We start from the raw sequence: 25,758 nt of genomic DNA on the forward strand, positions 1-25,758 counted from the left end.
CTATCGGCCGGGCGGGCCCGTGCCGATAGCGATGCCGACTTTCGCCGGCAGGACGGTTGAAGCCCATTCTTACTTCTTGTCGTCTTCGACTTCCGAAAATTCGGCGTCGACGACATCTTCGTCGGCCTTTTTCTCGCCCGCATCGGCGTCGGGCGAGGCAGCGGCCTGCTGTTCCTTTTCGTAAATCGCCTGACCCAGCTTCATTGCGACCTGCGCCAGCGCCTGCGATTTTTCGGTCATCGCGGCGGGTTCACCGCCTTCGATCGCGGTCTTGGTTTCGGCAACCGCGGCTTCGATTTCCGACTTCAGCGCGGCGTCGATCTTGTCGCCATGTTCTTCAAGCTGGCGCTCGGTCGAGTGGACAAGGCTTTCGGCGTTGTTCTTTGCCTCGGCTGCCTCGCGGCGCTTCTTGTCTTCCTCGGCGAACTGTTCGGCATCCTTGACCATCTGGTCGATGTCGCTGTCGCTGAGGCCGCCCGACGCCTGGATCTTGATCTGCTGTTCCTTGCCGGTGCCCTTGTCCTTGGCGGACACATTGACGATGCCATTGGCGTCAATGTCAAAGGTCACCTCGATCTGCGGCACGCCGCGGGGGGCGGGCGGGATGCCGACAAGGTCGAACTGGCCGAGCAGCTTGTTGTCGGCGGCCATTTCACGCTCGCCCTGGAACACCCGGATCGTCACCGCCGACTGATTGTCATCGGCGGTCGAATAGACCTGCGACTTCTTCGTCGGGATGGTGGTGTTGCGGTCGATCATGCGCGTGAACACGCCGCCCAGCGTCTCGATGCCGAGCGACAGCGGCGTCACGTCGAGCAGCAGCACATCCTTGACGTCGCCCTGCAGCACGCCCGCCTGAATGGCGGCGCCGATCGCGACGACTTCGTCAGGGTTCACGCCGGTATGCGGTTCCTTGCCGAAAAATTCCTTCACGACTTCGCGGACGCGCGGCATGCGGGTCATCCCGCCGACGAGGACAACTTCGTCGATCTCGCTGGGCGAAACGCCGGCGTCCTTGATCGCCTTCTTGCAAGGCTCGAGCGTGCGCTTCACCAGTTCTTCGACCAGCTTTTCAAGGTCCGAACGCGTGATCGTCTTCACAAGGTGCTTCGGCCCATTGGCGTCGGCGGTGATGAAGGGCAGGTTGACCTCGGTCGTCGCGGCCGACGACAGTTCGATCTTCGCCTTTTCGGCGGCTTCCTTCAGGCGCTGCAGCGCAAGCTTGTCGCCGCGCAGGTCGATGCCTTCGTCCTTCTTGAAGGTGTCGGCGAGATATTCGACGATCTTGCTGTCGAAATCCTCACCGCCGAGGAAGGTGTCGCCGTTGGTCGATTTCACCTCGAACACGCCGTCGCCGACTTCGAGGATCGAAATGTCAAAGGTGCCGCCGCCAAGGTCATAGACGGCGATCGTCTTGTTCTCGCTCTTGTCGAGGCCATAGGCGAGTGCGGCCGCGGTCGGCTCGTTGATGATGCGCAGCACTTCGAGGCCTGCGATCTTGCCGGCGTCCTTCGTCGCCTGACGCTGGGCGTCGTTGAAATAAGCGGGAACGGTGATCACCGCCTGCTCGACCTTTTCGCCCAGATGCGCTTCGGCGGTTTCCTTCATCTTTTGCAGGATGAAGGCCGAGATCTGCGACGGCGAATAATCTTCGCCGCCTGCCTTGACCCAGGCGTCGCCATTGCCGCCCTTGACGATATTATAGGGGACGAGTTCCATATCCTTCTTGGTCAGCGGATCGTCGAACCGGCGACCGATCAGGCGCTTGACCGCAAAGACGGTGTTTTCGGGGTTGGTGACCGCCTGGCGCTTGGCCGGCTGGCCGATCAGTCGCTCGCCATCCTTGGCAAAGGCGACGATGGACGGCGTGGTGCGCGTCCCTTCGACATTTTCGATAACCTTGGGCTTGCCGCCATCCATTACCGCGACACAGCTATTGGTGGTGCCGAGGTCGATCCCGATCACTTTGGCCATGAGTCTAACGTCCTTATTGTTTCTACGGCGCCCTGAACAGGCGCGCCTGTCGTTGGCCCCTTAGGAGCTTGTGGGGGCGATATAGGTGCGCTTGTTCTTGGCACAAGGGTTTTCGCGGCTTATCTGAAAGGCGAAATATCCACGCTTTGATGGAGTCTGTCCGAAATGAAACCCATTGCCACCGCCGCTTTTGCAGCTCTTGCCCTTAGCCTTGCGGGCTGCGGGGACAAGCTCAGCGCGCCCAAGCCGCTTAATGTGGTGAGCGGCCATATTGTGATGGGCGCCACCCCGGACCGCCCGGCAGTCGGCTATTTCACCGTGCAGGGCGGGCCGCAGCCCGTTGAGCTGGTCGCGGTCACCGCCGATCTTGCTCAGCGCGTCGAAATGCACGAAACGGTTCGCGAAAATGACATGACCGTGATGAAACCGCTTGAGCGCGCCGCCGTGCCCGCCAAGGGCGAGCTGGAGTTCAAGCAGGGCGGCAAGCATCTGATGATCTGGAACATCAACCCCGCCGCGGTGCGTGCGGGCAAGCTGCCGATGCAGTTTGTCTTCACCAACAATAATAATGAGCGCATCCTGTTCGACATGCCGATCAAGGAAGCCGCGGGCGCGGACGCGATGGATCATGGCGAAATGGACCATGGCGAAATGAACCATGGCGCCAGGGCGCATGACAGCGCCGACGCCCCCGCTGCAGAAGCCGCGGCGAAATAAGCGCGCGTGCCGCCCTTCCACCCCGTCATGGCGAGCGGCAAAGCCGCGCGGAAATCTGCGGCCCGCCGCGCCGAGCAAGGCGGCGGGGCGGAGATTCTCTCCCTCGGTCTTCGTCGGGGTCGCAAGGATGCGGAGGGCTGACATGCCGCGCCACGCCCGCCCCCTGACCGATGGCGAAATCGCGCTGGCGCGCAGCGTGTTCGGCGACGCCATCGACTATGCGCCGGTGCGGATATGCCATCATAAATGGATGTTCTTTCAGCCGCGCCGGGTGGTGATGGCCCCGATGGGGGCGCTGCATTTCCACCCGCATGGCGATTTATATTGCGACGATTTCAGCGCCGCCTCGCAATCGCTCAAGGGCCTCTTCATCCATGAAATGGTCCATGTGTGGCAGGCGCAAACACGCGGGCGCTGGTATCTGGTGCTGATGCGCCACCCCTTTGCGACCTATAGCTACAGCCTCAAACCCGGCTGGCCGCTCGCCCGCTATGGCCTCGAACAACAGGCGGAGATCGTCCGCCATTACTGGCTGCTCACCCAGGGGGTGACGCTTGCAGGCGCTCCGGGGGTCGACGCCTATCGCGCGGTGCTGCCCTTTCGCCCGGCATAATCTTTGCGGTCACAAAGGGACGACCCCCTTGGCGCCATCCCTCCCTCCCCGCCATCCGCCCCCTCCGCGCCATTCGCCCCCTTCATCGTCATCCGCCTCCCTTCTCGTCATCCGCCCCCCTCATCGTCATCCCGGACTTGATCCGGGATCCACCCCGCGCCTCCCCCGCATAAAAAAGCTGTCCTACATCCTCCCGCCCTGCCAGCCTCCCCTCTGGCTCTTTCTCTCTATCATCCGCAAAAAGACGGCCGTCCCGCAAAAGGACCCGCGAAACCGCCTTGTGCACAAGGCTGAACTTTACTGAACTTTGGCGTGGCGCCAGGCAGGAAAAGAACGGCCTAGCCAAGCCTGCTCTGTTCGTTCTATGTTCCCGCCATGGATGGACTATCGCTTGCACTCGCCCTTGCCGCCCTTGCCGTCGGCGCCCTGATCGGCTGGCTGTTCGCCGGGCGGCAGGCGGGCGCGCTCAAGGCCGAGCGCGACGGTTTTGCCGAGCGTTTCAAGACGGCGGTGACCGATCTCGCCGCCGAGGCAGAGGCGCGCAAGACCGCCGATCTTCGCCTGTCGGCGCTGCTGGCCGAGCAAAAGGCGCGCGATGCGGCGCATGATGCACAGATCGCGCAGTTAAAAGACGCGCAGGCCGCGCTCACCGCGCAATTTCGCGAAGTGGGACAGGCGATGCTCGACAAGGCGCAGCAGGATTTCCTTGCCCGTGCCAACGACCGTTTCCGGCAGAGCGAGGAAAGCGCGGGACAGAATCTGAAGGCGCTGCTCCAGCCGGTGCACGAGCGGCTCGCCCGCTATGAAGAGGCGGTCGGCAAGGTGGAGGCTGAACGGCGCGACGCTTTCGGGCTGCTGCAGGGGCAGATTGCCGCGATGCGCGAAGGGACCGAGCGCGTGTCGAGCGAGGCGGCGAAGCTCGTCAATGCGCTGCGCAACGCGCCCAAGGCGCGTGGACGTTGGGGCGAGCAACAGCTTCGCAATGTGCTCGAAAGTTGCGGCCTGTCCGAACATGCCGATTTCCAGACCGAAGTCAGCGTTGCCGACGGCGACGGCGGGCGGCTGCGCCCCGATGTCATCATCAAGGTTCCCGGCGGGCAAAGCCTCGTCATCGACGCCAAGGTCTCGCTCAACGCCTATCAGGATGCTTTCGGCGCGGTCGATGAAGTCGAAAAGACCGGGCATCTCGCCGCCCATGCCGCCGCGATGAAGGCGCATGTCAATGCGCTGGGCGCCAAGGCCTATTGGAACCAGTTTGACGATACGCCCGATTATGTCGTGATGTTCGTCCCCGGCGAACATTTCCTCGCCGCCGCGCTCGACCATGACCATGAACTTTGGGACTATGCCTTCGACCGCAAGGTGCTGCTCGCGACGCCGACCAATTTGATCGCCATCGCGCGCACCGTCGCGGCGGTCTGGCGGCAGGAAAAGCTTGCCGGGCAGGCGCGCGAAATCGCCGCGCTGGGCAAGGAGCTTTATGCGCGCATGGCCACCATGGGGACGCATATCGCGCGCGTGGGCAAAAATCTGGATCAGGCGACCGGCGCCTATAATGCGTTTGTCGGCAGCTTCGAAAGCCAGGTGCTGACGCAGGCCAAGCGGTTCGAAGCGCTCGACATCGAAACCGGGGGAAAGGACATCCCCACCCTGCCCGTCGCGGAGCAGGCCGCGCGCCCCCTCGCCAAACTCGCCAGCGGACCCGCAGCGGTGAATGACGGTGAATAGGCCGGCAAGGCAACAGCTGTCGGACGGCTATCGACCACGGCAGGGGCTGGACAGGGCGCCCACCCCCGATTAAGCGCGTCGCGTCCGATCAGGATCGGCAGGCCTGGGTAGCTCAGTTGATAGAGCATGCGACTGAAAATCGCAGTGTCGGCGGTTCGATCCCGTCCCCAGGCACCATTTCCGGTTCAGGCTGAAATGCGGATTCCTGTCGCCCTGTCTGTCGGGCGGGAGGCGTTGCCATATCGGGCATAAAAAGGAAGGCCCGGACCTGCGGTCCAGACCTTCCCAGTGATATTCCGGCGATTATTCAGACTCGCATGTCCAGAATAACCGCTGTTTCGCCAGAGCTGACACCGCCGGGGCCGGTGACGCTATTGGCGACCGTATAGGAAGCCCGCGCCTGGCCTACCGCCGGACGTCCCTGATCGACCAGTTGGAAGAAGAAGTCCTTCGGTATCTGGAAAACGGTTTCTTTCGCTTCATCGTCCGCTCCGACCGTCAGCGGGAAAGTATAGGGCGTGCCATGTGGCCCTCCCGATCCCGTTACGCCCCAGTAAAGCTGTACGTTCACCGTGATTTTATCGCCCCGCTTCTTGTTGATATAGAGTGGGGTCGAAAGCGGCGTGCCGTTGTCCTGTTCAATCATCGTTTTGCTGAGCGCATTGCGATCGGCGTCGCGTTTGGTGAATTCCGACAGGGGAAGAGGTTGGCCGCCCCCAGGCAGGTCGCCCGTGGTGGTCACCATGACCGTTTGAACCGGACCGACAGCGATGTTGTAGATCGGGGGATTGGCGCTCCCGTTGGCCTGTCGGCGAATGCGATAATGGACCGGAATATCGCCGCTGCGGATTGACACGATCGCTGCGGGTATCGTCACTTCGATCGGCAGACCGGCGGCGATTTCGCCGCTGGTTACGGGACGCCAGCTGTTGGCAACCTGCCCGTCCCACACCACTTCAATTTCATCGCCCAGGCGGAATACATCGCCGCCAGCTTTGTTATGGAAGGGGATGAAGGCTGTTGCGTCGAGTCCGGAATCGGCGGGCGGAATGACATTATCCTGTCCGCTCGCGCCTCGAACCAGCAGCGGTTCTAGCTGGTCGTGGATCGGCGTTTCTGGGTCGGTATCCGGCCCGCCGGGCAGATCCATATTCACCTCTACCGGGGTGGCGGGTGAACTGCCCAGCGCGAGGCCACCGCGATAGACGCTATAGCTGACGTCGACCGGTGTGATCCCACCTGTCCATGACATGCGGATAGTCGAATAAGGGATGAGGACATCGAACAGCGGGTCCTGACCCACATGTCCCGGCCCGACGAGCGCGGGAGGGAGGAGCTGGCCGCCCCAGGAGACAACCACGACATCGCCTTCCTCGATCCGCGCATTGCCGGGAATCTCCACGGTAACGGGCAGGCGCGCGTCGGCGTCGTTGATGATTCCGTCGTCATAGGCGGGAACTTTGGGTCCCAGCAGGTCAGGGATAGCCCCCAACAGCGCCGTGTTGATATAGGTGGGTTCGGCCACGCCCGACCGGTTGCCCGCGCGATCGGTGATCTGATAATCAAAGCGCTTGCGGCCATCGCCTGCGGCCTCCAGCGCGGCGCGGACAAAGTCGATAATGATATCGGCGCCAATCTGGCCCGCCCCGACCTCATAAGGAGGCGAGATGGGCACGCCGTCGATCATGGCGACGATAAGGTCGCCGATTGCCGAGCCATTATAGCTGGGGACTTTTCCTTTCAAAACATCGCCAAGCTCGGTCAGCTTCTGCGATGTCAGGCCATTTTGCTCGATCTCGCGGTCAAATTCCATTCGGCCCAGAAAGGGCAGGCCCGGCGGTGTCAGGTCGACGATCATCTTGACCGCTGGACCCCGGGCGATCTCTTTATCGAAAATGCCACTATAGACACCATAGGTCAGCTGATGCGGGCCTTCGACGCGGACATCGGCCGGAAGATCGAATTCGAGCGGCAAGCCGTAATTATCGGGCGTGATAATGATTCTAGGTTCGAGGGCTTGGCCGTCGAACAGCAGATATACGGCGTCGCCTAAACCATGGTCCACCCATCCGTCCGGAAAGGGAACGATGATCTGAAGTATATCGTCTTTGACCGACGCCTTTAAAAGTCCGTCGGGTGCCGAGCCGACGGGAACGGGGGCCAGGGCGGAGGTGGGAACAATTGCGGGAAGAAGATTTCGTGGCCCTTTGGATCGCGTGCGGGCTAAATCCCGCCCCCGATAATTGTTATATTTGGATGGGTCTTGCATTTTCATTCTCCTGTGCGTCAAGAGCGGCCATTCAAGCGCCATCAATATGAGTAATGACAAAATATTAATGCATATTAACCATTGTGTATTTTTGCATCAATTTTAACATCATATTTAATAATCTGACGATCGATTGGCCTATTATTATCTGCGATTGCAAATCACAGACAGCACAGTTTTGTTTTTACTGTTCTTGCGGGCAAGCGATGACCTGTCCGATGCGGAGCGGAATGTCCGTCTGTCCTGCCGCTGATGGCATTGAGGGCGTTTGCCGCGACAGAAAGTGTCCGTGCGGTTCTGCCGAGGAAGGCAAGGCGGGCGGCGCTTTTGGAAGCGGAGCTCTGTGCGCCCATCGCCCGTAATATCGCAATCCGTTGAGGAAAAGGGCCTCGGCGATGGCCCATCTAGGACCTGCCATATTCTTCCAAAGCGGAGGCATTGGCAGCACTTCTGTCCGCCAGGCCGTCCCTGCACCGGAACGGCGTCGTTGAGTCGATCAAAAAAGAGCGGCCCCGGACACCCTGCCGAAAGGAGCAGGGGCCGGGGCCGCAAGAGGGTGCCGTCAGGACGGCTGTGCTAGTTAAAAGCTGAAACGAGCGCCAAAGCTGATACCCATTTGCTGTTCATAATTTTTGCCCTTGGCGTAATCAAACTCGCCATGGATATGCAGCCCTTCGTTGATCTGCGCTGCCAGGCCGACCCCGACCTCGCCGCGGGCGCCCGACAAATCATTGTTGAACCGCGTATCGTTCACATAAACCGCATTGTCATTGTTGAACTCATTGGCCACGGCCAGCTTCACATAGGGTTGAAGTGTCGAGCCATCGGGGCTTTGGATATTATAGCCGAAATGGGCGCCCAGGCGGGTGACAAAGGAATCCATCGCCCGGTTTTCGACGGCCATGCCATTGTCGAGCCCCCAGTCCTTTTTGCCCGCACGGAAGGAAGCGATCTGGGCAAAGGGTTCAAAGATGAGCTTGTCATTGGCAAGCGAGAAACGCTTGCCGACCTCGATCTGCCCACCAAGGCCGGTGCTCTTGAACTCGCCGACGGTTTGCGTCCCGTCGTTCATCGATGCGCTGGCATCATTGCTGAACCAGTTCTGCTTGATCAGGCCGTCGATATACCAGCCACTATCGAGCAGCCAGGTGCCGTAAGCACCGACATACCAGCTGTCGACGCCGCCTTTCGCCCCCGCGATATGGAAATCGAGGTTCGAATTGCTGTAACCGCCCATCAGGCCCAGGTGCAGATTGCCAGCGGAGCCGGTCGGCACGGCCACATCGGCGCCCAGTGTCAGGCCCCATTGGCGCTGGTCATAATCACGGCCTGCACCGCTTTCGATGCTATATTTGCCGCTATAAGTCCGGCCCCAGATGCCGCTCTTGGCGGTGTCGCCAAGATGCAGGTCGCCCATCCGTGCGCGCAGGGTCGACACTTCGCCATACCAAATGGACGGCGTGGCGCTGGCGATGCCGATGACCGTTGTTGCGCCGGGGGTCAGGCCCTTGCTCGACAAATACCAGTCGCGGCCTTCCTGATTGAGTGCAAATTCAAATGCGCCCAGTTCGACATAGTCGCGATCCATGCGGAAGTTCGCGGAACCGCCGCCGGTCGCGACGACCTTCACCCGCTCTTCACCCGTGGTCGGCGCAGCACCCGAATTCTGGATAAGCAGCAGATGGTCGCCCGATGCATCGCCTGTCACCTGGATCAGGTCGCCCGTGCCGGCCGCCAGATCGGTTCCCATCAAGAATGTGCCATTACCCGACAGCGAACCGAGCGTAAGCGTGTTGAAGGGCGCGCCCGAACGGCCGCTAACTTCTACTACGCCATTGCTGATCGCCAGGCTGCCCGCCGATGAATTGCCCGTCATGCGCCACAGCGAATCGCCGTCGATTGTCATGCTTCCACCCTGGGTCAATGTGCCGACAAAGGTGGCGCCATTATCCAGCGCGACGCGCGAAGATCCGCCGGCCAGTCCGGTAACATTGCCCGTCAGCATCGAATCGTCGACCATCAGGTCGGCGACGCGCGCCACATTGCCGGTGAGCGCCGAGCTGCTGGTCAGCGAGAGCCCGCCATCCAGCAAGGTGATGTCGCCGCTGATTGTCGAGGCGTCGGCCGTGACCGTGGTGGCGCCGCCGATGTTGCCGGTGAGCGTCGAGCCGTTGCTGAGATCAACCGCGCCCGATCCGCCGTCAACAATGACCACGTCGGCGGTCATGGTCGAATTTTCCAGCGTCAATTCGCCGGCGCCCGTGATCGAACCGATCAGGGAGGAGCCATTGGTCAGCGAGACAGCGCCCGCGCTCCCCTCGGCCAGAGTGACATTGCCATTGATGGCGGAAGCATCAACCATCAGCCCCTGAGCGCCGCTGAGATCCCCCTCCAGCGCCGAGCCATTGGCGAAGCTCACCGGATTGCTGCTCGACGCGCTCATCACAACATCGCCGCGGATGGTCGAGGCATCGACGCTGAGGTCGGCGGCATCCGTCAGATAGCCTTCCATCAGCGAGCCATTGGCAAGCGCGACCACGCCGGGGCCGCTTGCCGCCATCAGCGTGTCGCCCGTGAGGGTGGAGGCATCCATCGTCAAGGTGCCGACGTTGGTAAGATTGCCGGTCAGCGCGGAATTGACGAGGTTGATGGTGCTCGCGCGCCCGTCTTCCACCCAGACATCGCCGGTGAGTTCCGAATCGCTCAGCGTGACCGTTTCGACGTTCGACAAATCGCCCGTCAGGCTCGACCCATTATACAGACCCACCGACGCTGTGCTGTCGTCCAGCACCACGACATCTCCGGTCAGGATGCTGTTGTCGACGGTGAGATTGGCTGCGTTGCTGTAATCGACCTGCATGATAATGCCGTTGCCGCCGATCAAATTGCCGCCATTTTGAACGATGACGTCCACTTGGCTCATCTTTGTCGGGATCGGAAGGCCGCCGATATGGACGGCCGCGCCATTTTGCCCCTCAACCGTCGACGCATCGACGATCAAGGTTCCCGTGGCAATGCCATCGTCGCTGAAGCGCAGGTCAGGGGCAAACCAGGCGCCAACACCCTCACCGCGCGCATAGCTGCCATTTTCCAGCGTCATAACGCCATCGCCGATATGCAGCGCCGCACTGCCGCCCGGGGCGGAAGAGGTGGTGCCGGTGGTGTTCACCTCGGTTCCCGACAGCGTCAGTGCGCTGTCACCCTGAACGAGCGCGCCGCGGTTGACCGAGTTGATCACGCTGTCCGTAACAATAAGCGTAGAGGTGCGCGGATCGCTGGAAAAGGCGCGGCGGCCAGCAGTGACGCCGCCCCCTTTGCTATTATTGATCGTGCTGTTCCGGATTTCCCCGGTTCCGCTGTAGATGCCTACGGCATAGCCGGCTTCGCGTGCCGTATCGACCGTGACGCCATCGAGCTGAGCCTCGCCGCCGCTATCGATATCGATCCAGTCGGTCCGCGCGCCGGGTTCGCGCGTCAACAGCCGCGAACCATTGCTCATGGACCATGTTTGATGAGGCGTGGTCGGCGTCAGAAAACGGATCGAACCGTCGCCGACAACTTCGGCAAAAGCCACGCTGCTCGTGGAAAGAAGCAAGGCGACAGTGAGGGGATAGCGGTACGACACTTTTGGATTCTCCTATGAATCAACTAATAATTATTGCCGGAGAGGCATTTACATATAGAAATTGCTCCACCGTATAGTGCCCCACCTATTTTTCCCTATAATTGAAAGTTAGTTTAAAGCAATGACTATAGAGTTTCTTCCTGAAATGGTTAAAATTAAGTAAGCATTGTAAGATATGCCATTTCGTTAATTATCTAATTTCAAAGAATTTTCTCGTTAACTAATCGAAACGAATTAAGAAGTTTAAACCGAAAGTGGAATGAAATAATCCGATTCCCTCTGCAGTCATAGTTGCCGATTTTCTTGCTTATTGGGCAGGGCGGGTGGATTTGCTTGCGCGGCCAGCGTACTCACCATTGCGAGCATCAGCCGCCGGGTAGCGAGAGGCGCCCTTATGCGCGGGTCGTGCCACAGCCGTGCATAAAGGGCGGCGTGGGCGCGCCACCGCGCCGGAACGGTCCGGGGATCGCCAGGCCACCAGTGCGGCTCCATTCGGCAAACTTCGCGCGCGGCCTGGGCAAAAGGAAGCTGCTGGCATTCGCTATCGCGCCAAACTGCCTGGCGCAGCGCCTGCGTTTCCAGCTGGGACGCGGGCTGCTGGAAATGATGCACCAGCCGCGCAACAAGCGGCTTGCCCCGATGCGGGCCAGAGACCGCAAGGCGAAGCGCTACGCTGGTCAGCTGATCTTCGGCCAGCGCCGATTGGGCAAGTCGCTGAATTTGATTGAGGCCATCATCGGCGAGCATGTGCACTCCCTGCGATGCGCCGGGCACCGCCAATATTTCATTGGCGCGGCGCGAGGCGCGGCGGAGCAAGGCAATGAAAAGCGTATCGCAAAATGGGCGGTTCATATTCAGCACCTGGTTGAGACAGAGGAGGCGCGGCTTGGGGCGCCGGTCAAAGCGAGGCGTCAAGCCGCGCGGTGAACGCGAAGACTTTGCGCTGGGCACTGCCGCCCGCCGCAGGAAGGCGATGAGCAGAAAGATGCGCCATAAGGTGCGCGCTCAGGCTGGAAGAAGGGGAAGGAAATGGGACACATCGTCACCCAGGCCCGATGGGCCGCCTCAAGTCTAATCGCTACAGCATCAGCCCCGCTCCCGCCGAATGCGGGCACGGGGCGGCTAGCCTGCGAGGAGCAGGCCTGCCTGATGCGCGAAAAGCCTTGAGAGTATATAGTCCCTCATGCCCCCTATGTGGGACAGGAGTTTTAAAAAGTCAACTATATAACTTATATATTATTCTTTGTGCATATGTAATGAAAAAACAATTACTTATCGATATAGTCCGGGGTGAATGCCATCGCCTTTCCTGATTTCCCTGTCAGAATCATTTTGCCTTCGGCATCAATGTCTATTGTTACCGGCCCCTTCATCATGTCGAGGAAGCGGCGTTCCTGCTCCATGACGGGTGCGGGGCAGGCCTTTTCGGTTATGGTCAGGGGGCCAGGCGTCAAATATTTGCCGTCATGGCGAAAGGTGCCAATGAACTGGTTGCAGCCGCTATGGCCGCTGATCCGCTCACCAGCGAAATGCAGCCTGACTGGGGGAATGACGCTCGATGCGGCCTCATCGCCCCGCACCGACTGCCAGCGTGTATCGTTCAACATCGCCGCCACATCGACTTCGCCGCCGCACCCGTTCAGCCTTTTCCCATCGGCAATCAGGCGCACCGTATCCATATAGAGGCGGTCGCTCATGCCGTCGCTGCACGGGGCGCGGTGAATGGTGACATCCAGCCGCCCCGCCGCATAGTGGGTGCCTCCATCGGCAAGGCGGGCTGCGCCGGGGTTGGGAAGTCGGATTTTCGTCTCGCCATAATCGCCATTATAGTTGAGCCGCTCGGGCGTGATTTCGAGGGTCCAGCCCGGTTCCGTGCCCAGCGCCATATAGGCTCCTTCCGTGGCGGCGGGCTGTGGCGGCCTTTCGGGACTGTCGGGCGCGGTGCCGGCCGGGGCGCAGGCGGCAAGGGCGAGCAGAGCCATAGGGAGGGCGATCAGGGCCGCGCCGGAGGGGCAGGGGGCAAGGGATGGGCGTATGAGGGACATGGGGCAACGGCTCCGCTGATGAACAATGCCCCGGCTTATAACAGGCTTTGCCCCTTATGCCGAAGCCTGTTGCAGATCAGACGCCGCGCCGCTGGTTCAGCACTTCATAAGCCATGACCGCCGCGGCGACGGCGGCATTCAGGCTGTCGGCCTTGCCCATCATTGGCATTTTGACGCGCAGATCGGCGGCGGCGGCATAGGCGGAAGGCAGACCCTGCGATTCATTGCCGATCAGGATAAAGGTGGGCGCTTCATAACGGGCGGCCTGATAATCCAGCGTGTCGTCGCCAAGCCAGGTGGCGACCAACTGCCCCGGTCCCGCGCGCAGCCAGACGTGGAATTCCTCCCAGCGCGTCTGGACCAGCTTTTGCGTAAAGATCGCCCCCATGCTCGCGCGCACGGCTTCGACGCCATAGGGGTCGGTGCTGTCGTCGAGCAGGATCAGGCCGCCTGCGCCCACCGCATCGCCGGTCCGCAGCATCGTGCCAAGATTCCCGGGGTCGCGCAGCCGTTCGGCGACCAGCCAGATCGGCGCGGCCGTGCGGTCGAGGTCAGCGAGGCCAAGCGCGGGTTCGGCATAAATGCCCACTACTGTCTGGGCATTATCTTTGCCCGATAGTTTCGACAAAATGGCAGGGGTCGTGTCGATCACTTCGCCACCATGGGCGAGCGCGGCGTCGATCAGCGCGCGGGCCAGCGGGTGCGCGGCGCCTTCTTCGGTGGCGAACAGCCATTGCGGCAGGATTCCGGTTTCGCGCGCCTCCGTCGCGATGCGCAGTCCCTCGGCCAGAAACAGGCCTTCGGCGCGGCGATGGCGCTTTTCCCGCAACAGCCGCATCCGCTTGATCAGCGGGTTGGAAAGGCTTTCGATGCGGGAGCGGCGCCCGGATGGGCGAGCGGAGGGCGCCATTGCGTCAATCCTCGCCAAAGCTGTCCTTCACCAGCCCCACCAGTTTCAAAAGCGCCGCGTCGGCGTTTTCGCCCTTGGCATGAATGGTGATGCTGTCGCCCTTGGCGGCGCCCAGCATCATCAACCCCATGATCGACGTGCCATTGACGCGCGAGCCATTGCGTTCGACCTCGACGGTCACGGTTTCGGGAAGACGGCTGACGAAGGTGACGAATTTGGCGCTGGCGCGGGCATGAAGGCCGCGTTGATTGGTGATCTCGACCGTCTCGCTGACTTCGCTCAACTACCAACTCCCAGCATTTCGGATGCGACCGAAATATATTTTTGTCCTGCCTCTTTCGCAGCGATGACCGCGTCGCGCAATTCCATTGTCTTGCGCGCGCTTTCAAGGCGGATGAGCATGGGCAGGTTGACCCCGGCGATAACCTCGGTCCGTCCCTGTTCCAGCAGGCTGATCGCCAGGTTCGACGGGGTGCCGCCGAACAGGTCGGTCAGCATGATCACCCCGCGTCCGCCATCGACGGTGCGCACTGCCTGGGCGATTTCGTCGCGGCGCATTTCCATATTGTCATTGGGGCCAATGCACACGGTGGCGATGGCGCGCTGCGGCCCGACGACATGTTCCATCGCGCGGACCATCTCCTCGGCAAGGCGGCCATGTGTGACGAGGACCATTCCAAGGAGCGGCACGGCTTTATCCATGGACATGAAATGCGAGACCCTTGTTATTTTCCGTCGGACCCGGGAGAGGCGGACGGGGGCTTGCCCTCAAGCCCATCTTGCGGGGCAGAGTCAAGGTTGCGATGGGTGACGGTAGGGCGATGACCCGCCGCGCGTAGCGTCTGTGCCACACGGTCGGCGACATGGACCGACCGGTGACGGCCGCCGGTGCAGCCAAAAGCGACGGTGACATAGCTTTTTCCTTCGGCGCGATAGCGCGGCAACAAGGCGAGCAGCAGCGCTTCGATCTGCCCGACCGTCGCATCATAAGCGGGGTCGGCGGCGACATAGGCCGCGACTTCGGGGTCGAGTCCCGTGCCGGGACGCAGCGCCGGGTCCCAATGCGGGTTCTGCAAATAACGCATGTCAAACACGAGATCGGCATTGCGCGGAAGGCCGCGCGCAAAGCCAAAGCTCATTATGTTGAGCACCGGCTCGCCGTCGTCGCTATCGCCAAAGCGCTGGCGAATTTCCTGTTGCAAATCGTTGCTGGAATAATTGGTCGTGTCGATGACATGCTCGGCCGATCGGCGCAGCGATTCCATCATCTCGCGCTCGCGGGCGATGCCATCGGCGGCGGGGCGGTCCTCGGCCATCGGGTGGCGGCGCCGCGTTTCGGAAAAGCGGCGCTCCAGCTCCGCGCCCGCGCAATCGAGAAACAGCGTCTGGATATCGCGCCCGCCGCTATCGCGCAGCTCGGCGAGCTGTTTGACCAGCGACGCGGGGCGAAAGCCTCGGCTGCGGCTGTCGATGCCAACGGCCAGCGGACGACCGGTTTCGCCGGGACGCACCGGCGCGACGATCAAGGCTTCAAGCAGCGCGAGCGGCAGATTGTCGACAACCTCCCACCCCAGATCTTCGAGCACGTTGAGCGCGGTCGACTTGCCGGCGCCCGACAGGCCGGTGACGAGCAGCAGGCGAGACTGGGGCGGCCGGGAGGCTGTGCTCATGCCGCCATCATCCCTTGTTCCAGCGCGATCAGCACCTTGATCGGCGCCGATGCCTCAAAGGCCGACAGGCGCAGCGCGGGCAGGCTGTGCCCTGCGACCGTCTCGACACATTCCGCCTCGGGCATGCGTTCATAGCTGTCCGCCAGCCGCACGGCGAGTGCGAGCGGTGCGGGCGCGGTCCAGGGACGCTCGATAATCCCGATTCCGCGCACTTCCATCTTGCCCGCCAGATTTTCAGGTGGGCGGCACCATAGCTCGCCGCCCTCGGCCCAAATGTCGCACCGGTCATCGGCGACCAGCTCGGCCCCGCGATCGATCAGGCGCAGTGCAAGGTCGGATTTACCCTGTCCTGACGCGCCCAGGATCAACACGGCGCGTCCATCCAGCGCGACGCAGCTCGCGTGAATGTTGACGACCGAAGAAGGGGCTGGGGAGGCGGTCATGGTCGCAGGCTTACCGGCGCCGGTGCGGCGCCGCAAGGCAGCAAAGCGGTGATCTGTTTCCTTTTGGATCGGCCTCGCGCGATTCAGCTCTCTTCGGTGCCATCGCGTGCGGGCAGGGTGACCAGCAGGCTGGCGCCGCGCTGCCCATCTTCGCGGTCGCGTGCGCTGATCGTGCCGCCATGGCCTTCGATGATCGTGCGCGCGATGGCGAGGCCCAGCCCGCTGTGCCGCCCAAAGGCTTCGCCCTCGGGACGATCGCTGTGAAAGCGGCGGAAAATCGTCTCGCGCTGTTCGGCGGGGATACCCGGGCCGTCATCATCGACACGGATATGCACTTCATCGCCCAGCCGGGTCGCCGCGATGCACACCAGCCCGCCGGGCGGCGAAAAACTGACCGCATTGTCGATCAGATTGTCGATCGCACGTTCCAGCCGGTGGCCGTCGCCCATCACAATCGCCGTATCCTTGCGCGGGCGGGCAAAGGCGAGGCGCGGGGCCGCTGCGCGCGCCCCCGGATCGGTCTCGGCGCGCGCGCAGCGGCCTGCGAGCATCGCCTCGATCATCAGGCCGATATCGATGGGCTCGAAATGGGTGCGCGACAATTGCGCGTCGATGCGGCTCGCGTCGCTGATGTCGCTGACGAGCCGGTCGAGCCGCCGCACATCCTCATCGGCGATGGCGAGCAGTTGTGCGCGCTGTTCATCGCTTGTCACCCGCCCCAGCCCTTCGATGGCGGAACGGACCGAAGCGATGGGATTTTTCAGCTCATGCGTCACATCGGCGGCGAAATGTTCGCCCGCATCAATGCGTTCGCGCAGCGCCTGGGTCATGTCGCTCAGCGCGCGGGCCAGCGTGCCAATTTCGTCGCGGCGGCTGGGCAGGCGGGGGACGACCACTTCGCGCGCGCGGCCCAGCCGCACCCGCACCGCTGCCCGGGCGAGGCGACGCAGCGGACGCACGATGGTGCGCGCCAGAAACAGCGACAGCAGAACCGATGCGATCAACACCGTCGCCACCACCAGCGCGAGGCGAAAACGCTCGGCGCGCACCGTCCGGGTAATGTCGCGCGCATTCAGCGTCATCAGCATCACCTGCGGCGTCTCCAGGTCGACAATGCGTGCGGCGCTAAGCAGCGGCGTGCGCTCCGGCGCATAACGAAAGCGGCTGGCTGCCTCCCCCGTGCGCAGCGCTTCCCGCACTTCGGGCCATGCAGCGGCGCGGTCGACGGCGGGCTCTTCAAATTCGGGATAGGAAGGCGCGCCGACGATCCAGTCGATCCCTCGATCCATGGCGCGCGCCGCATCGCGCTTCCATGGCTGAAGGTCGGGGTCGCGCAGCGTATAGGTGGGGGGGGCATCGTCGAAACTGTCGGCGGTCTTCACGCCATCGGCGGCATAGAAACGCAGCCGCGATTCGGTCGCGCGGGTGAAATGGTCGATCAGCTTTTGCCGTTGGTCGGCGCGCGCGGCCTCCAACGCGGTGTCGAGCAGCGACAGCTGATGCTCCATTTCGCCAATGCGGGTATCGACCAGCCGCGCGCGATAGGTGTCGAGATAGAAAAACCCGCCCATCAACAGCGCGACCGCCAAGATATTGACCGCCAAAATGCGCGTCGTCAGCGACCATTTCGCCGACCAGACGAGCGGGCTTTCCTCCTGCTCGGCGATGCTGGCGTCGGGCTTTTGCATCTTAGCCGTCATCGGAAAAACGATATCCCGCGCCATAAAGGGTGGCGATGGCGTCGAACTCCGGATCGACTTCGCGGAATTTGCGGCGCAACCGCTTGATGTGACTGTCGATCGTGCGGTCGTCGATATAGACATCATCCTGATAGGCGGCGTCCATCAACTGGTTGCGGCTGCGCACGATGCCGGGGCGGCTTGCCAGCGTTTCGAGGATCAGAAATTCGGTGACGGTCAGCGTCACGTCCTTGCCGTCCCAGCTGACCTTGTGGCGCGCGGGGTCCATTTGCAGCCGCCCGCGCGTGATCGGTTCGGCCACCGGTTCCTCTTCGCCATCAGGCGCGTTGCGGTTGAGTTCGACGCGGCGCAAAATGGCGCGGATTCGCGCGATCACCAGCCGCTGGGAAAAGGGCTTGGCGATATAATCATCGGCCCCCATGGCCAGCCCCAGCGCCTCGTCGATCTCATCATCCTTGCTGGTGAGGAAAATGACCGGAAGCTGACTTTTCTCGCGCAGGCGGCGCAGCAGTTCCAGCCCGTCCATGCGCGGCATCTTGATATCGAACACGGCAAGGTCGGGCGGATTGTCGAGCAGGGGCTTCAGCGCCGCCTCGCCATCCGAATAAAGGCGCGTGGCAAAGCCTTCGGCCTGCAGCGCGATCGACAGGGATTGCAGGATGTTGCGGTCGTCATCGACCAGCGCAATGGTTGCGGTCATGCTCTTTCCGTCGGAGGGCGTTGCCCCTGCAATTAAACGATCCCGCACGGCGCGACAACCGGGGCGAGGCGGCAAGGCAAAAAGGTGCGGATTTGCGCCCTTATCTTTTGACCTCCCCTCGCGGGATCGCTAACGCAAAATCCATCTACGGAATCGGCGTCACGTCGGCACCCATGTAAATGCGGGCCTGCCCTGTTGTTCGGCAGGATTGCATACCTATGCAAAGGGTGTCGGCTGAAGGAAAGGCGAAGGCAATGACGAAAGTGGTGATCGGTAACAATATCGTCGAGACACAGGCGGATGTGGCCGAAAACTGGGGCACGGCGCAGTTGATCGAGGAAGCGGTGCGTCGGGGTGAGGGGATGCTGGCCAAGGATGGCCCGCTCGTCGTCGCTACCGGCAAGCATACGGGACGCAGCGCCAAGGACAAATTCATCGTCCAGGACGCCGAAACCGCCGACACCATCTGGTGGGGCAAGACCAATGTGCCGATGACGCCTGACCATTTCGCCGCGCTGAAGGAAGATTTCCTCGCTCATCTCGCTTCGCGTGATCGGCTTTATCGCCAACAGCTTTTCGGCGGGTCGCAGCCCGAACATCGCGTTGCGGTGCAGGTGCTCACCGAATTTGCCTGGCACAGCCAGTTCATCCGCACCCTGCTTTGCCGCCCGACGGCGGAGGAACTCGCTGGCTTTGACGCCGAATATACAGTGATTGACCTGCCGAGCTTCCGCGCCGACCCTGCCCGTCACGGTGCGCGCAGCGAAACGGTCATTGCGGTCAATTTCGCCGAAAAGCTCGTGCTGATCGGCGGCACCCAATATGCGGGCGAGATGAAAAAGTCGGTGTTCGGCATCTTGAACTATCTGCTCCCTGCCAAGGGGGTGATGCCGATGCATTGCTCGGCCAATATCGGCCCCGAAGGCGACACGGCGGTCTTTTTCGGCCTCAGCGGAACGGGCAAGACGACGCTGTCCGCCGATGCCTCGCGCACGCTGATCGGCGACGACGAACATGGCTGGTCGGACACGGCGGTCTTCAATTTCGAGGGCGGCTGCTATGCAAAGATGATCCGCCTCTCGCCCGAGGCCGAACCCGAAATTTTCGCGACGACCAAGCGTTTCGGCACGGTGCTCGAAAATGTCGTGATCGACCCGGCGACGCGTGAACTGGACTTTGACGATAACAGTCTCGCCGAAAACAGCCGCGGCTCCTATCCGCTCGATTTCATTCCGAACACTTCGGAACGCAATATGGGCCCGGTGCCGCGCAACATCATCATGCTCACCGCCGATGCCTATGGCGTGCTACCCCCGATTGCCAAGCTGACCCCCGATCAGGCGATGTATCATTTCCTGTCAGGCTATACCGCGCGCGTCGCGGGCACCGAAATTGGCGTGACCGAGCCGGAGGCGACGTTCTCCACCTGCTTCGGTGCGCCCTTCATGCCGCGCCACCCCTCGGTCTATGGCAATTTGCTCAAAGAGCGTATCGCCAGGGGCGGGGTTCAATGCTGGCTCGTCAACACTGGCTGGACCGGTGGCATGGCGACGATGGACGGTATCAAGCGCATGCCGATCAAGGCGACGCGCGCGCTGCTTAACGCGGCGCTCGACGGCAGCCTCAACGATGCGGAGTTCCGCGAGGATCCAAATTTCGGCTTCATGGTTCCCGTCGCAGTGCCGGGCGTCGACACCGCCCTGCTCGACCCGCGCGAAGCCTGGGCCGACAAGGCCGCCTATGACCGCACCGCGCAAATTTTGGTGCAGCAATTCATCGACAATTTCGCGCAATTTGCCGATCAGGTCGATGAAGGCGTTCGCGCCGCAGGGCCGAAGGCCGCCGTCGCCGCTTAAGCCACCCGGTTCTCTTCCGGGTGGCCATCCACCCGGAAGGACCGGAGCATGACTGCCGATTATAGCCCGCGCCTCTTCACGCGCGATTCCGACATCCGCGCGCTGGGGGAGGGGCTGCTCGCCTGCAGCCTGCCGCGCGCGGCATGGACGCATGAGGCACATCTCGCCGTCTGCCTCTGGCTGCTCAGCGAGCGACCCGATATCCACATCGACGCCGAAATTGCGGGCATCATCCGCCGTTTCAACGAAAGCGTCGGCGGCGTGAACGACGACCACAACGGCTATCATGACAGTGTCACGCGCGCCTATGTCGCCGGGGTGCGGCTGTTTCTCTCCACGACGCGGGAGGCGGGCCTTGCCGCCCGCGTCAACGCGCTGCTCCTCTCGGACATGGGGCGCCGCGACTGGCCGCTGCGCTTCTACAGCCGCGATCGTCTCTTCTCGGTCGCGGCGCGGCGCGGATTCATCGAACCCGACCTCGCGCCCTTGCCAAAGCCTGCGGACTAGCCCCCGCTTTCGCGGGGGCTGCCTATCTCTTACACCTTGGTCCGCGCCACATAGTCGGCGACATTTTGCGCCAGCACGTCGAGCGGCACATTGCCCCCTTCGACGACGACATTGTTGAAATCGCGCAGATCATAGGCATCGCCGAGCGCGGCCCTCGCCAGCCCGCGCTGGCGGACGATCTCGCTATGCCCGACCTTGTAGCCGCAGGCCTGCCCGGCCCAGCTGCAATAGCGATCGACCTCGCTCGCAACTTCCAGCGGGTTGCTGCCATTCTCCTCGACAAAGAAGCGCACGCCCTCTTCGCGCGTCCAGCGTTTGGCGTGCAGCCCCGTATCGACAACGAGGCGGCAGGCGCGAAAGGCGATCGACTGCAGATAGCCCAGCCGCCCGACCTCGAAATCATCATAAAGGCCGAGCTCATCGGCGAGCTGTTCGGCATAGAGCGCCCAGCCTTCCGAATAGGCGTTGAAGGCCAGCATCGTGCGGATCAGCGGCATCTGGTTTGAATATTCGCCCTGCCACACATGGCCCGGAATCGCCTCGTGCATCGTCAGGTCGGGCAGCGAATATTTGCTGTGCAGATCGGTGGTGCGCAGGTTGATCCAGAATTTCCCCGGAATGCTCCCGTCGATCGAGCCTGCCCCGCCATAAGCCGCAGGCGCGCCGGGTTCCTCGGCCAGCGGCAGGCGCTTCACCTCGACATTGCCGGGCATCAGCGTGCGAAAGGCGCGCGGCAGTTCGGCGCGAATCTTGCCGAGCCAGGTCTGGATATAGGTCTTGATCTCCTCGCGTCCCTGATCGCCTTCGGGGAATTGAAAACGCTTGTCCTTGGCGAGCGCGTTCATCCGGTCTCCGACCGAGCCTTGCGTATAGCCAAGCTTTTTGAGGATGGGGTCCATGCGGCCATGAAGCTCGGCCAATTGGTCGAGCCCCATCTGGTGAACCTCATCGGGGGTCATGCGGGTCGTCGTCGATGCACGCAGCGCCCAAGCGTAAAATTCATCGCCGCCGGGACGCGCCCACAGGCCCGCATCGTTGGTGGCGCGCGGGCGCTGCGCCTTCAGTTCGGCAAGCTGGCGTTCGAGCGCGGGGGCGACCGTGCCGCGCGTGATGGTTTCGGCCTGCGCGCCCCAATTGCCCGCGATATTCGCCGCGCGCGTCCGCTTGGTCAGGCTTTCGACCAGGCTACCGCCCTTGCTGGCATCGGCAAGGCTTGCTTCCATCTGCGCGATGGCCTTGTCGATCAGAAAAGCGGGAGCGATCAGCCCCTGCGCGCCCGCCGCTTTCAGTCGCTCGGTCTCGCCGTCAAGCGCGCTCGGATAGGCCGACAGCCGCGCGAGATAGGCCTCGGCGTCGGCGCTGCTCTTGACCGGATGGTCGCTATCGAGAAAGCGCGGTACGTCGAGATAGGCGCCGACATTCTGGATGACGACATAGGGAGTGTTGCGCCACCCGCCGACAGCGACATCGCCATAGGGCTGGGCAAAACCGTCAAGCGCCACGCCATAGGCGCTCTCGACTACATTGAGACTGGTGCGCGTGCCATGGTCCAGCCCGCCTTTGTCAAAGGCGCGCACCCGCGCCAGATCGGCCTTCAGCGTCGACGCCAAGGCGGCCTGACCTGCCGCCGACCGGTCTGACAATTGGCCGCGCATCGCAGCGCGCGCACCGGTATCGATGCCCAGCGAGGTCGCGCCTTCGGGCGAATGCGCCAACAGATTGTCCGCAACCGAATTGAGCAATGCCTGCGCGTCGTCGGGCGCCGATCCGGCAGCCTTGGCGGCGACTGGTCCGGCAAAAGCGAGCGTCGCCGTGCCCGCGCCCAGCATGGCGAGCGTCTGGCGGCGATTGAGCGATGGGGAATAGGCGGTGGACACGGAAAAACGCTCCCTTGCGACATTGTTTCGATGGAAACTGTCTGGAACGCCTGTGCTGTGCGGTCAATGGGGGCGCTGCGCGAAGTTCGATGTTCGGGCCCGCGCAAGGGCGGCGGGGTGCCATCCGACCGGACGGCCCCCGCCTGCCGCGGTCAATCGGTCAGGTCGGCGGGGACTTTCCCGCCATTGGCGGCCAGCTCGCGCATCACCGCCTTGTGCAGCCAGATATTCATTTCGGCGCTGCCGTTCAGTTCGCCGGTATAGCCCAGCTCCTGTGCCAGTTCCTTGCGGTTCGCGAGGCTGGGGTCGATGCCCAGCAATTTCATCAGATCGACGATAGAGCTGCGCCAGTTGAGCGTCTGTCCCGCCTTGGCGGCTTCGGCGGACAATATCGCCTCGACATCGACTTCGCTGATCGGGGTCGGCGCGGCGGGGGCAGCCGCAGGGGCGGCGGCCGGGGCGGTTTCCGCCGACGCTGCCGGCTCGGCGGCCTGTGCCTTTTTGCCGAAAATCGCATTTTTAATGCTGCTGAAAATACCCATGATTGAAGCTCCCGCTAAAATGGGCCGCGCGATATTTCGAAAAGACGACAGACTCGCGAGGCCGGAGGTTAAGCTTAACGCGATGTGTATGACTTACCAATGAAAGTGTCGCGGATATGTAAACGGATGTTATACATATGTCGGCGCGCATAATCCTATTCGCGCGCAGGAAGGGGAAGCATAGTCATGAACCTGACCGATATTCTTCAGCAGGCCGGCGGTATCGAATCCATGGCCAAGGAATTGGGCCTTCCGCCCGCTCTTGCCAAACAGGGTGCCGACGCCTTGTTACCCGCGGTGCTGGGCGGTTTCAAGAAACAGGCGCAAGCAGGCGGGGCCGAAGGGCTGGGCGGTATGCTCAGCAAATTGGGCGGCGGCAATCTGCTCGACGCAGTGGTCGCGCCGCAGCCCACGCCGGTGGAAAAGGGCAATGATGTCCTGGGTGAGATTTTCGGGTCAAAGGACGTCAGCCGCTCGGTCGCAGGTCATGCGGCGCAGCAGACGGGCCTCGATTCGAATGTTCTCAAGAAAATGCTGCCGATGGTTGCGATGATGGTCGCGGGCCAGATGTCGAAACAAGGCGGGGCCCAGGCTCCGGCGGGCGGCGCGGGCGGTTTGGGCGGCCTGCTCGGCGGCGGCGGCGGCCTCGGCGGAATGCTGGGCAAGATGCTGGGCGGCGCTGGCGGCGGGGCGGCAGCGGCAGGGGGCATTGGCGGCCTTGCCCAGATGCTCGACCTCAACGGCGACGGCAATCCGCTCGACGATATCATGGGGATGGCCGGCAAGCTGCGCGGCTAATTTTGAGGCCCTTTGAAGAAAAGCTCGCTCCTGTCAGGGAGCGAGCTTATTCTTTTCGCGCTCAGGCGGCGTGCAGCCGCCACTCCTCGCGCAGCCCTTCGGGCCATCGTTTCGATCGGCGCATATCGCCAAGCGGCCCATCATCATCGTCGCCGTCATTTCCCGCCGCGGCGACATCGCGGGCATATTCGATCGTTGGCGCCGCCTCGCCGCGGCCCAGGCTTTGACGCAGCGCACAGCGTCCAGTCTGAACAAAGCCCAGCTTGCGCAGCACCGATCCCGACGCAGGATTATCGACGAAGTGCGAGGCGACCAGCCGCTTGATCCCGATGGTACGGGCGAGGTCGATCATATGGCGTCCAGCCTCGGTCGCATAGCCCAGCCCCCAATAGGGGCGCGCCACCCAATAGCCGAGTTCGACATCGCCATTGTCCATCGGGTCCAGGCCGATGCAGCCGATGATACGCGGCGCGCTGGCGGTGCGGCGCACCATCAAGAAACGGCTGGGATTGCCTTCGACCCATCCGGCCAGAAAGGCGCGCGCATCCTCTTCGCCATAGGGCCAGGGGGCCCTGGCAAGATTGCGGATGACCATTTCGTCGCCGATTGCACGCGCAAGGGCAGGGGCGTCTTCCTGCCAGCCGGGCCGCAGCAACAGTCTTTCGGTACGCGCAAACATTTTCGTCACTCCCATTTGCTGTCCCCGTGGCGTCAGTTGGTGACGCTTTAAGGACAGTCGATATAGGAGGGAGATGATTGGCCCGATTTTCGCGGCCATCCGCCAAGTGACGGATTTCGGCCAAGAAAAAAGGGAGATCGGGGGTGACCCGTCTCCCTCTTTTCGAACCTTTGTTTCCGCTTTCGGAGCGGAAAGGACAGTTCCGGGTCATCCCTGGTGGACGACCCTGGAAAGATCGTCCCTTATTCGGCGGCTTCCGCCATCGCGTCGACCGACACATATTTGCGGCCAAGCTTGCCGTCGTGGAATCGGACGCGGCCTTCGGCGGTGGCGAAGAGCGTGTGGTCCTTGCCCATGCCGACATTGACGCCCGGGTACACTTTGGTCCCGCGCTGGCGCACGATAATATTGCCGCCGATCACTTCCTGACCGCCGAACTTTTTCACGCCAAGGCGACGGCCGGCTGAATCGCGACCGTTACGCGAGGAACCGCCTGCTTTTTTATGTGCCATGACCTAACTCCTTAATCTCGTTCCGGGCCGAGCCGCGTGTTCCGCGCTCAGGCGTCCTTCTTGGGGGCTGCCTTCTTGGCAGCGGGCTTCTTGGCGGGTGCCTTGTCAGCGTCAGCCTTCGGGGTAGCGGCCTTCTTGGGTGCCTTGGCTTCCGCAGCCGGAGCATCGTCCGTCTTGGGCGCAGCTTCCTTCTTCGGCGCGGCCTTTTTGGCATCGCCCACGGCGGTGATGCGCAGCAGCGTCAACGACTGGCGATGGCCGTTGCGACGGCGATAATTATGCCGACGACGCTTCTTGAACACGATGACCTTTTCGCCGCGCGTCTGGGCGATAATTTCCGCCGACACGGTCAGGCCCTTGGCGTCCTTTACTTCGCCGCCGTCACCGGCCAGCAGGACGTCGCCCAGCGACACGGTGTCGCCAGCTTCACCTTCGATTTTCTCGACGGCGATCTTGTCTCCAGCGGCGACGCGATATTGTTTGCCGCCCGTGCGCACGATTGCGAACATGGTCTTCCATCCAATCAAAAACTAAGTCGCCCGCGCTGCCGGTCACCCGCCGAAGCGGGCGATTTTTCCGTCATGCGGGAAAGT

The 25,758-nt window shown here is 62.4% G+C and carries 23 protein-coding genes and 1 tRNA gene; 8 read left to right on the forward strand and 16 right to left on the reverse strand.

The window, feature by feature from the left end:
• Positions 1–69 precede the first annotated feature (69 nt).
• Complete coding sequence (dnaK, locus tag JV18_RS0111295) at positions 70–1,974, reverse strand: molecular chaperone DnaK (protein ID WP_033074568.1); 1,905 nt, start codon at positions 1,972–1,974, stop codon at positions 70–72.
• A 165-nt stretch (positions 1,975–2,139) separates the two neighbouring features.
• Here dnaK and JV18_RS0111300 point away from each other — a divergent pair, with 165 nt between their 5' ends.
• The 4 genes from JV18_RS0111300 to JV18_RS0111320 all read left to right on the forward strand — a co-directional run bounded on the left by JV18_RS0111300 (position 2,140) and on the right by JV18_RS0111320 (position 5,209).
• Positions 2,140–2,691 (forward strand): copper chaperone PCu(A)C, encoded by a 552-nt coding sequence (locus JV18_RS0111300; protein WP_033074569.1) that lies wholly within the window; start codon positions 2,140–2,142, stop codon positions 2,689–2,691.
• Between the two features lie 142 nt (positions 2,692–2,833).
• Positions 2,834–3,304: a hypothetical protein gene (locus JV18_RS0111305; RefSeq protein WP_033074570.1), complete on the forward strand. Its 471-nt coding sequence runs from the start codon at positions 2,834–2,836 to the stop codon at positions 3,302–3,304.
• Positions 3,305–3,679: 375 nt separating this feature from the next.
• Positions 3,680–5,032 carry a DNA recombination protein RmuC gene (locus JV18_RS0111315; RefSeq protein ID WP_033074572.1) on the forward strand — a complete coding sequence of 451 codons (1,353 nt, stop codon included), beginning with the start codon at positions 3,680–3,682 and terminating at the stop codon, positions 5,030–5,032.
• Positions 5,033–5,133: 101 nt separating this feature from the next.
• Positions 5,134–5,209, forward strand: a tRNA-Phe gene (locus JV18_RS0111320).
• Positions 5,210–5,339: 130 nt separating this feature from the next.
• On the opposite strand, the gene JV18_RS0111325 is transcribed toward JV18_RS0111320, so the two are convergent.
• Together JV18_RS0111325 and JV18_RS14745 are read right to left on the reverse strand one after the other, a co-directional pair.
• Positions 5,340–7,097, reverse strand: coding sequence for a hypothetical protein (locus JV18_RS0111325; protein WP_033074573.1), 1,758 nt, complete (start codon positions 7,095–7,097; stop codon positions 5,340–5,342).
• A gap of 784 nt (positions 7,098–7,881) precedes the next feature.
• Positions 7,882–10,926: an autotransporter outer membrane beta-barrel domain-containing protein gene (locus tag JV18_RS14745; RefSeq protein ID WP_052071929.1), complete on the reverse strand. Its 3,045-nt coding sequence runs from the start codon at positions 10,924–10,926 to the stop codon at positions 7,882–7,884.
• 480 nt (positions 10,927–11,406) lie between these two features.
• On the opposite strand from JV18_RS14745, the gene JV18_RS15250 reads away from it, so the two are divergent.
• On the forward strand, positions 11,407–11,853 hold the full coding sequence (locus tag JV18_RS15250) for a hypothetical protein (RefSeq protein ID WP_144243924.1): 447 nt from the start codon (positions 11,407–11,409) through the stop codon (positions 11,851–11,853).
• Between the two features lie 341 nt (positions 11,854–12,194).
• Here the strand turns inward: JV18_RS15250 and JV18_RS0111340 are convergent, their stop codons facing one another.
• The 8 genes from JV18_RS0111340 to JV18_RS0111375 form a co-directional block, all read right to left on the reverse strand.
• Positions 12,195–12,812, reverse strand: coding sequence for an META domain-containing protein (locus tag JV18_RS0111340; protein ID WP_052071930.1), 618 nt, complete (start codon positions 12,810–12,812; stop codon positions 12,195–12,197).
• A gap of 235 nt (positions 12,813–13,047) precedes the next feature.
• Positions 13,048–13,881 (reverse strand): TrmH family RNA methyltransferase, encoded by an 834-nt coding sequence (locus tag JV18_RS0111345; RefSeq protein ID WP_052071931.1) that lies wholly within the window; start codon positions 13,879–13,881, stop codon positions 13,048–13,050.
• A 4-nt stretch (positions 13,882–13,885) separates the two neighbouring features.
• Positions 13,886–14,164: an HPr family phosphocarrier protein gene (locus tag JV18_RS0111350; protein ID WP_033074575.1), complete on the reverse strand. Its 279-nt coding sequence runs from the start codon at positions 14,162–14,164 to the stop codon at positions 13,886–13,888.
• Positions 14,161–14,583: a PTS sugar transporter subunit IIA gene (locus tag JV18_RS0111355; protein WP_033074576.1), complete on the reverse strand. Its 423-nt coding sequence runs from the start codon at positions 14,581–14,583 to the stop codon at positions 14,161–14,163. The genes JV18_RS0111350 and JV18_RS0111355 overlap by 4 nt, the downstream gene beginning before the upstream one ends.
• A 23-nt stretch (positions 14,584–14,606) precedes the next feature.
• Positions 14,607–15,551 carry an RNase adapter RapZ gene (gene rapZ, locus JV18_RS0111360; protein WP_033074577.1) on the reverse strand — a complete coding sequence of 315 codons (945 nt, stop codon included), beginning with the start codon at positions 15,549–15,551 and terminating at the stop codon, positions 14,607–14,609.
• Complete coding sequence (locus JV18_RS0111365) at positions 15,548–15,994, reverse strand: HPr kinase/phosphorylase (RefSeq protein ID WP_033074578.1); 447 nt, start codon at positions 15,992–15,994, stop codon at positions 15,548–15,550. The genes rapZ and JV18_RS0111365 overlap by 4 nt, the downstream gene beginning before the upstream one ends.
• Before the next feature lie 83 nt (positions 15,995–16,077).
• Positions 16,078–17,682, reverse strand: coding sequence for a sensor histidine kinase (locus tag JV18_RS0111370; RefSeq protein ID WP_033075287.1), 1,605 nt, complete (start codon positions 17,680–17,682; stop codon positions 16,078–16,080).
• A gap of 1 nt (position 17,683) precedes the next feature.
• Entirely contained in the window at positions 17,684–18,394 is a 711-nt protein-coding gene (locus JV18_RS0111375) for a response regulator transcription factor (RefSeq protein ID WP_033074579.1), read from the reverse strand.
• Positions 18,395–18,648: 254 nt separating this feature from the next.
• On the opposite strand from JV18_RS0111375, the gene JV18_RS0111380 reads away from it, so the two are divergent.
• Positions 18,649–20,250: a phosphoenolpyruvate carboxykinase gene (locus tag JV18_RS0111380; protein WP_033074580.1), complete on the forward strand. Its 1,602-nt coding sequence runs from the start codon at positions 18,649–18,651 to the stop codon at positions 20,248–20,250.
• Between the two features lie 48 nt (positions 20,251–20,298).
• Entirely contained in the window at positions 20,299–20,757 is a 459-nt protein-coding gene (locus tag JV18_RS0111385; protein ID WP_052071932.1) for a hypothetical protein, read from the forward strand.
• Positions 20,758–20,786: 29 nt separating this feature from the next.
• Here JV18_RS0111385 and JV18_RS0111390 read toward each other — a convergent pair whose 3' ends face one another.
• Together JV18_RS0111390 and JV18_RS0111395 are read right to left on the reverse strand one after the other, a co-directional pair.
• Positions 20,787–22,586 carry a DUF885 domain-containing protein gene (locus JV18_RS0111390; protein ID WP_052072211.1) on the reverse strand — a complete coding sequence of 600 codons (1,800 nt, stop codon included), beginning with the start codon at positions 22,584–22,586 and terminating at the stop codon, positions 20,787–20,789.
• 200 nt (positions 22,587–22,786) lie between these two features.
• Entirely contained in the window at positions 22,787–23,176 is a 390-nt protein-coding gene (locus tag JV18_RS0111395; protein ID WP_033074582.1) for a DUF3597 domain-containing protein, read from the reverse strand.
• 186 nt (positions 23,177–23,362) lie between these two features.
• Between JV18_RS0111395 and JV18_RS0111400 the strand changes: the two genes are divergently transcribed.
• A complete protein-coding gene (locus tag JV18_RS0111400; RefSeq protein WP_033074583.1) occupies positions 23,363–23,974 on the forward strand; it encodes a DUF937 domain-containing protein in 612 nt (203 codons plus the stop codon).
• Positions 23,975–24,035: 61 nt separating this feature from the next.
• Here the strand turns inward: JV18_RS0111400 and JV18_RS0111405 are convergent, their stop codons facing one another.
• The 3 genes from JV18_RS0111405 to rplU form a co-directional block, all read right to left on the reverse strand.
• Positions 24,036–24,653: a GNAT family N-acetyltransferase gene (locus tag JV18_RS0111405; protein ID WP_033074584.1), complete on the reverse strand. Its 618-nt coding sequence runs from the start codon at positions 24,651–24,653 to the stop codon at positions 24,036–24,038.
• Between the two features lie 242 nt (positions 24,654–24,895).
• Positions 24,896–25,165 carry a 50S ribosomal protein L27 gene (gene rpmA, locus JV18_RS0111410; RefSeq protein ID WP_033074585.1) on the reverse strand — a complete coding sequence of 90 codons (270 nt, stop codon included), beginning with the start codon at positions 25,163–25,165 and terminating at the stop codon, positions 24,896–24,898.
• 47 nt (positions 25,166–25,212) lie between these two features.
• The gene (gene rplU / locus JV18_RS0111415; RefSeq protein ID WP_033074586.1) at positions 25,213–25,674 is read right to left on the reverse strand and encodes a 50S ribosomal protein L21; all 462 of its coding nucleotides are present in this window, start codon (positions 25,672–25,674) and stop codon (positions 25,213–25,215) included.
• Positions 25,675–25,758: the final 84 nt, after the last annotated feature.

The sequence above is a fragment of the Sphingopyxis sp. MWB1 genome, assembly GCF_000763945.1.
In the GTDB taxonomy this organism is placed as follows: Bacteria; Pseudomonadota; Alphaproteobacteria; order Sphingomonadales; family Sphingomonadaceae; genus Sphingopyxis.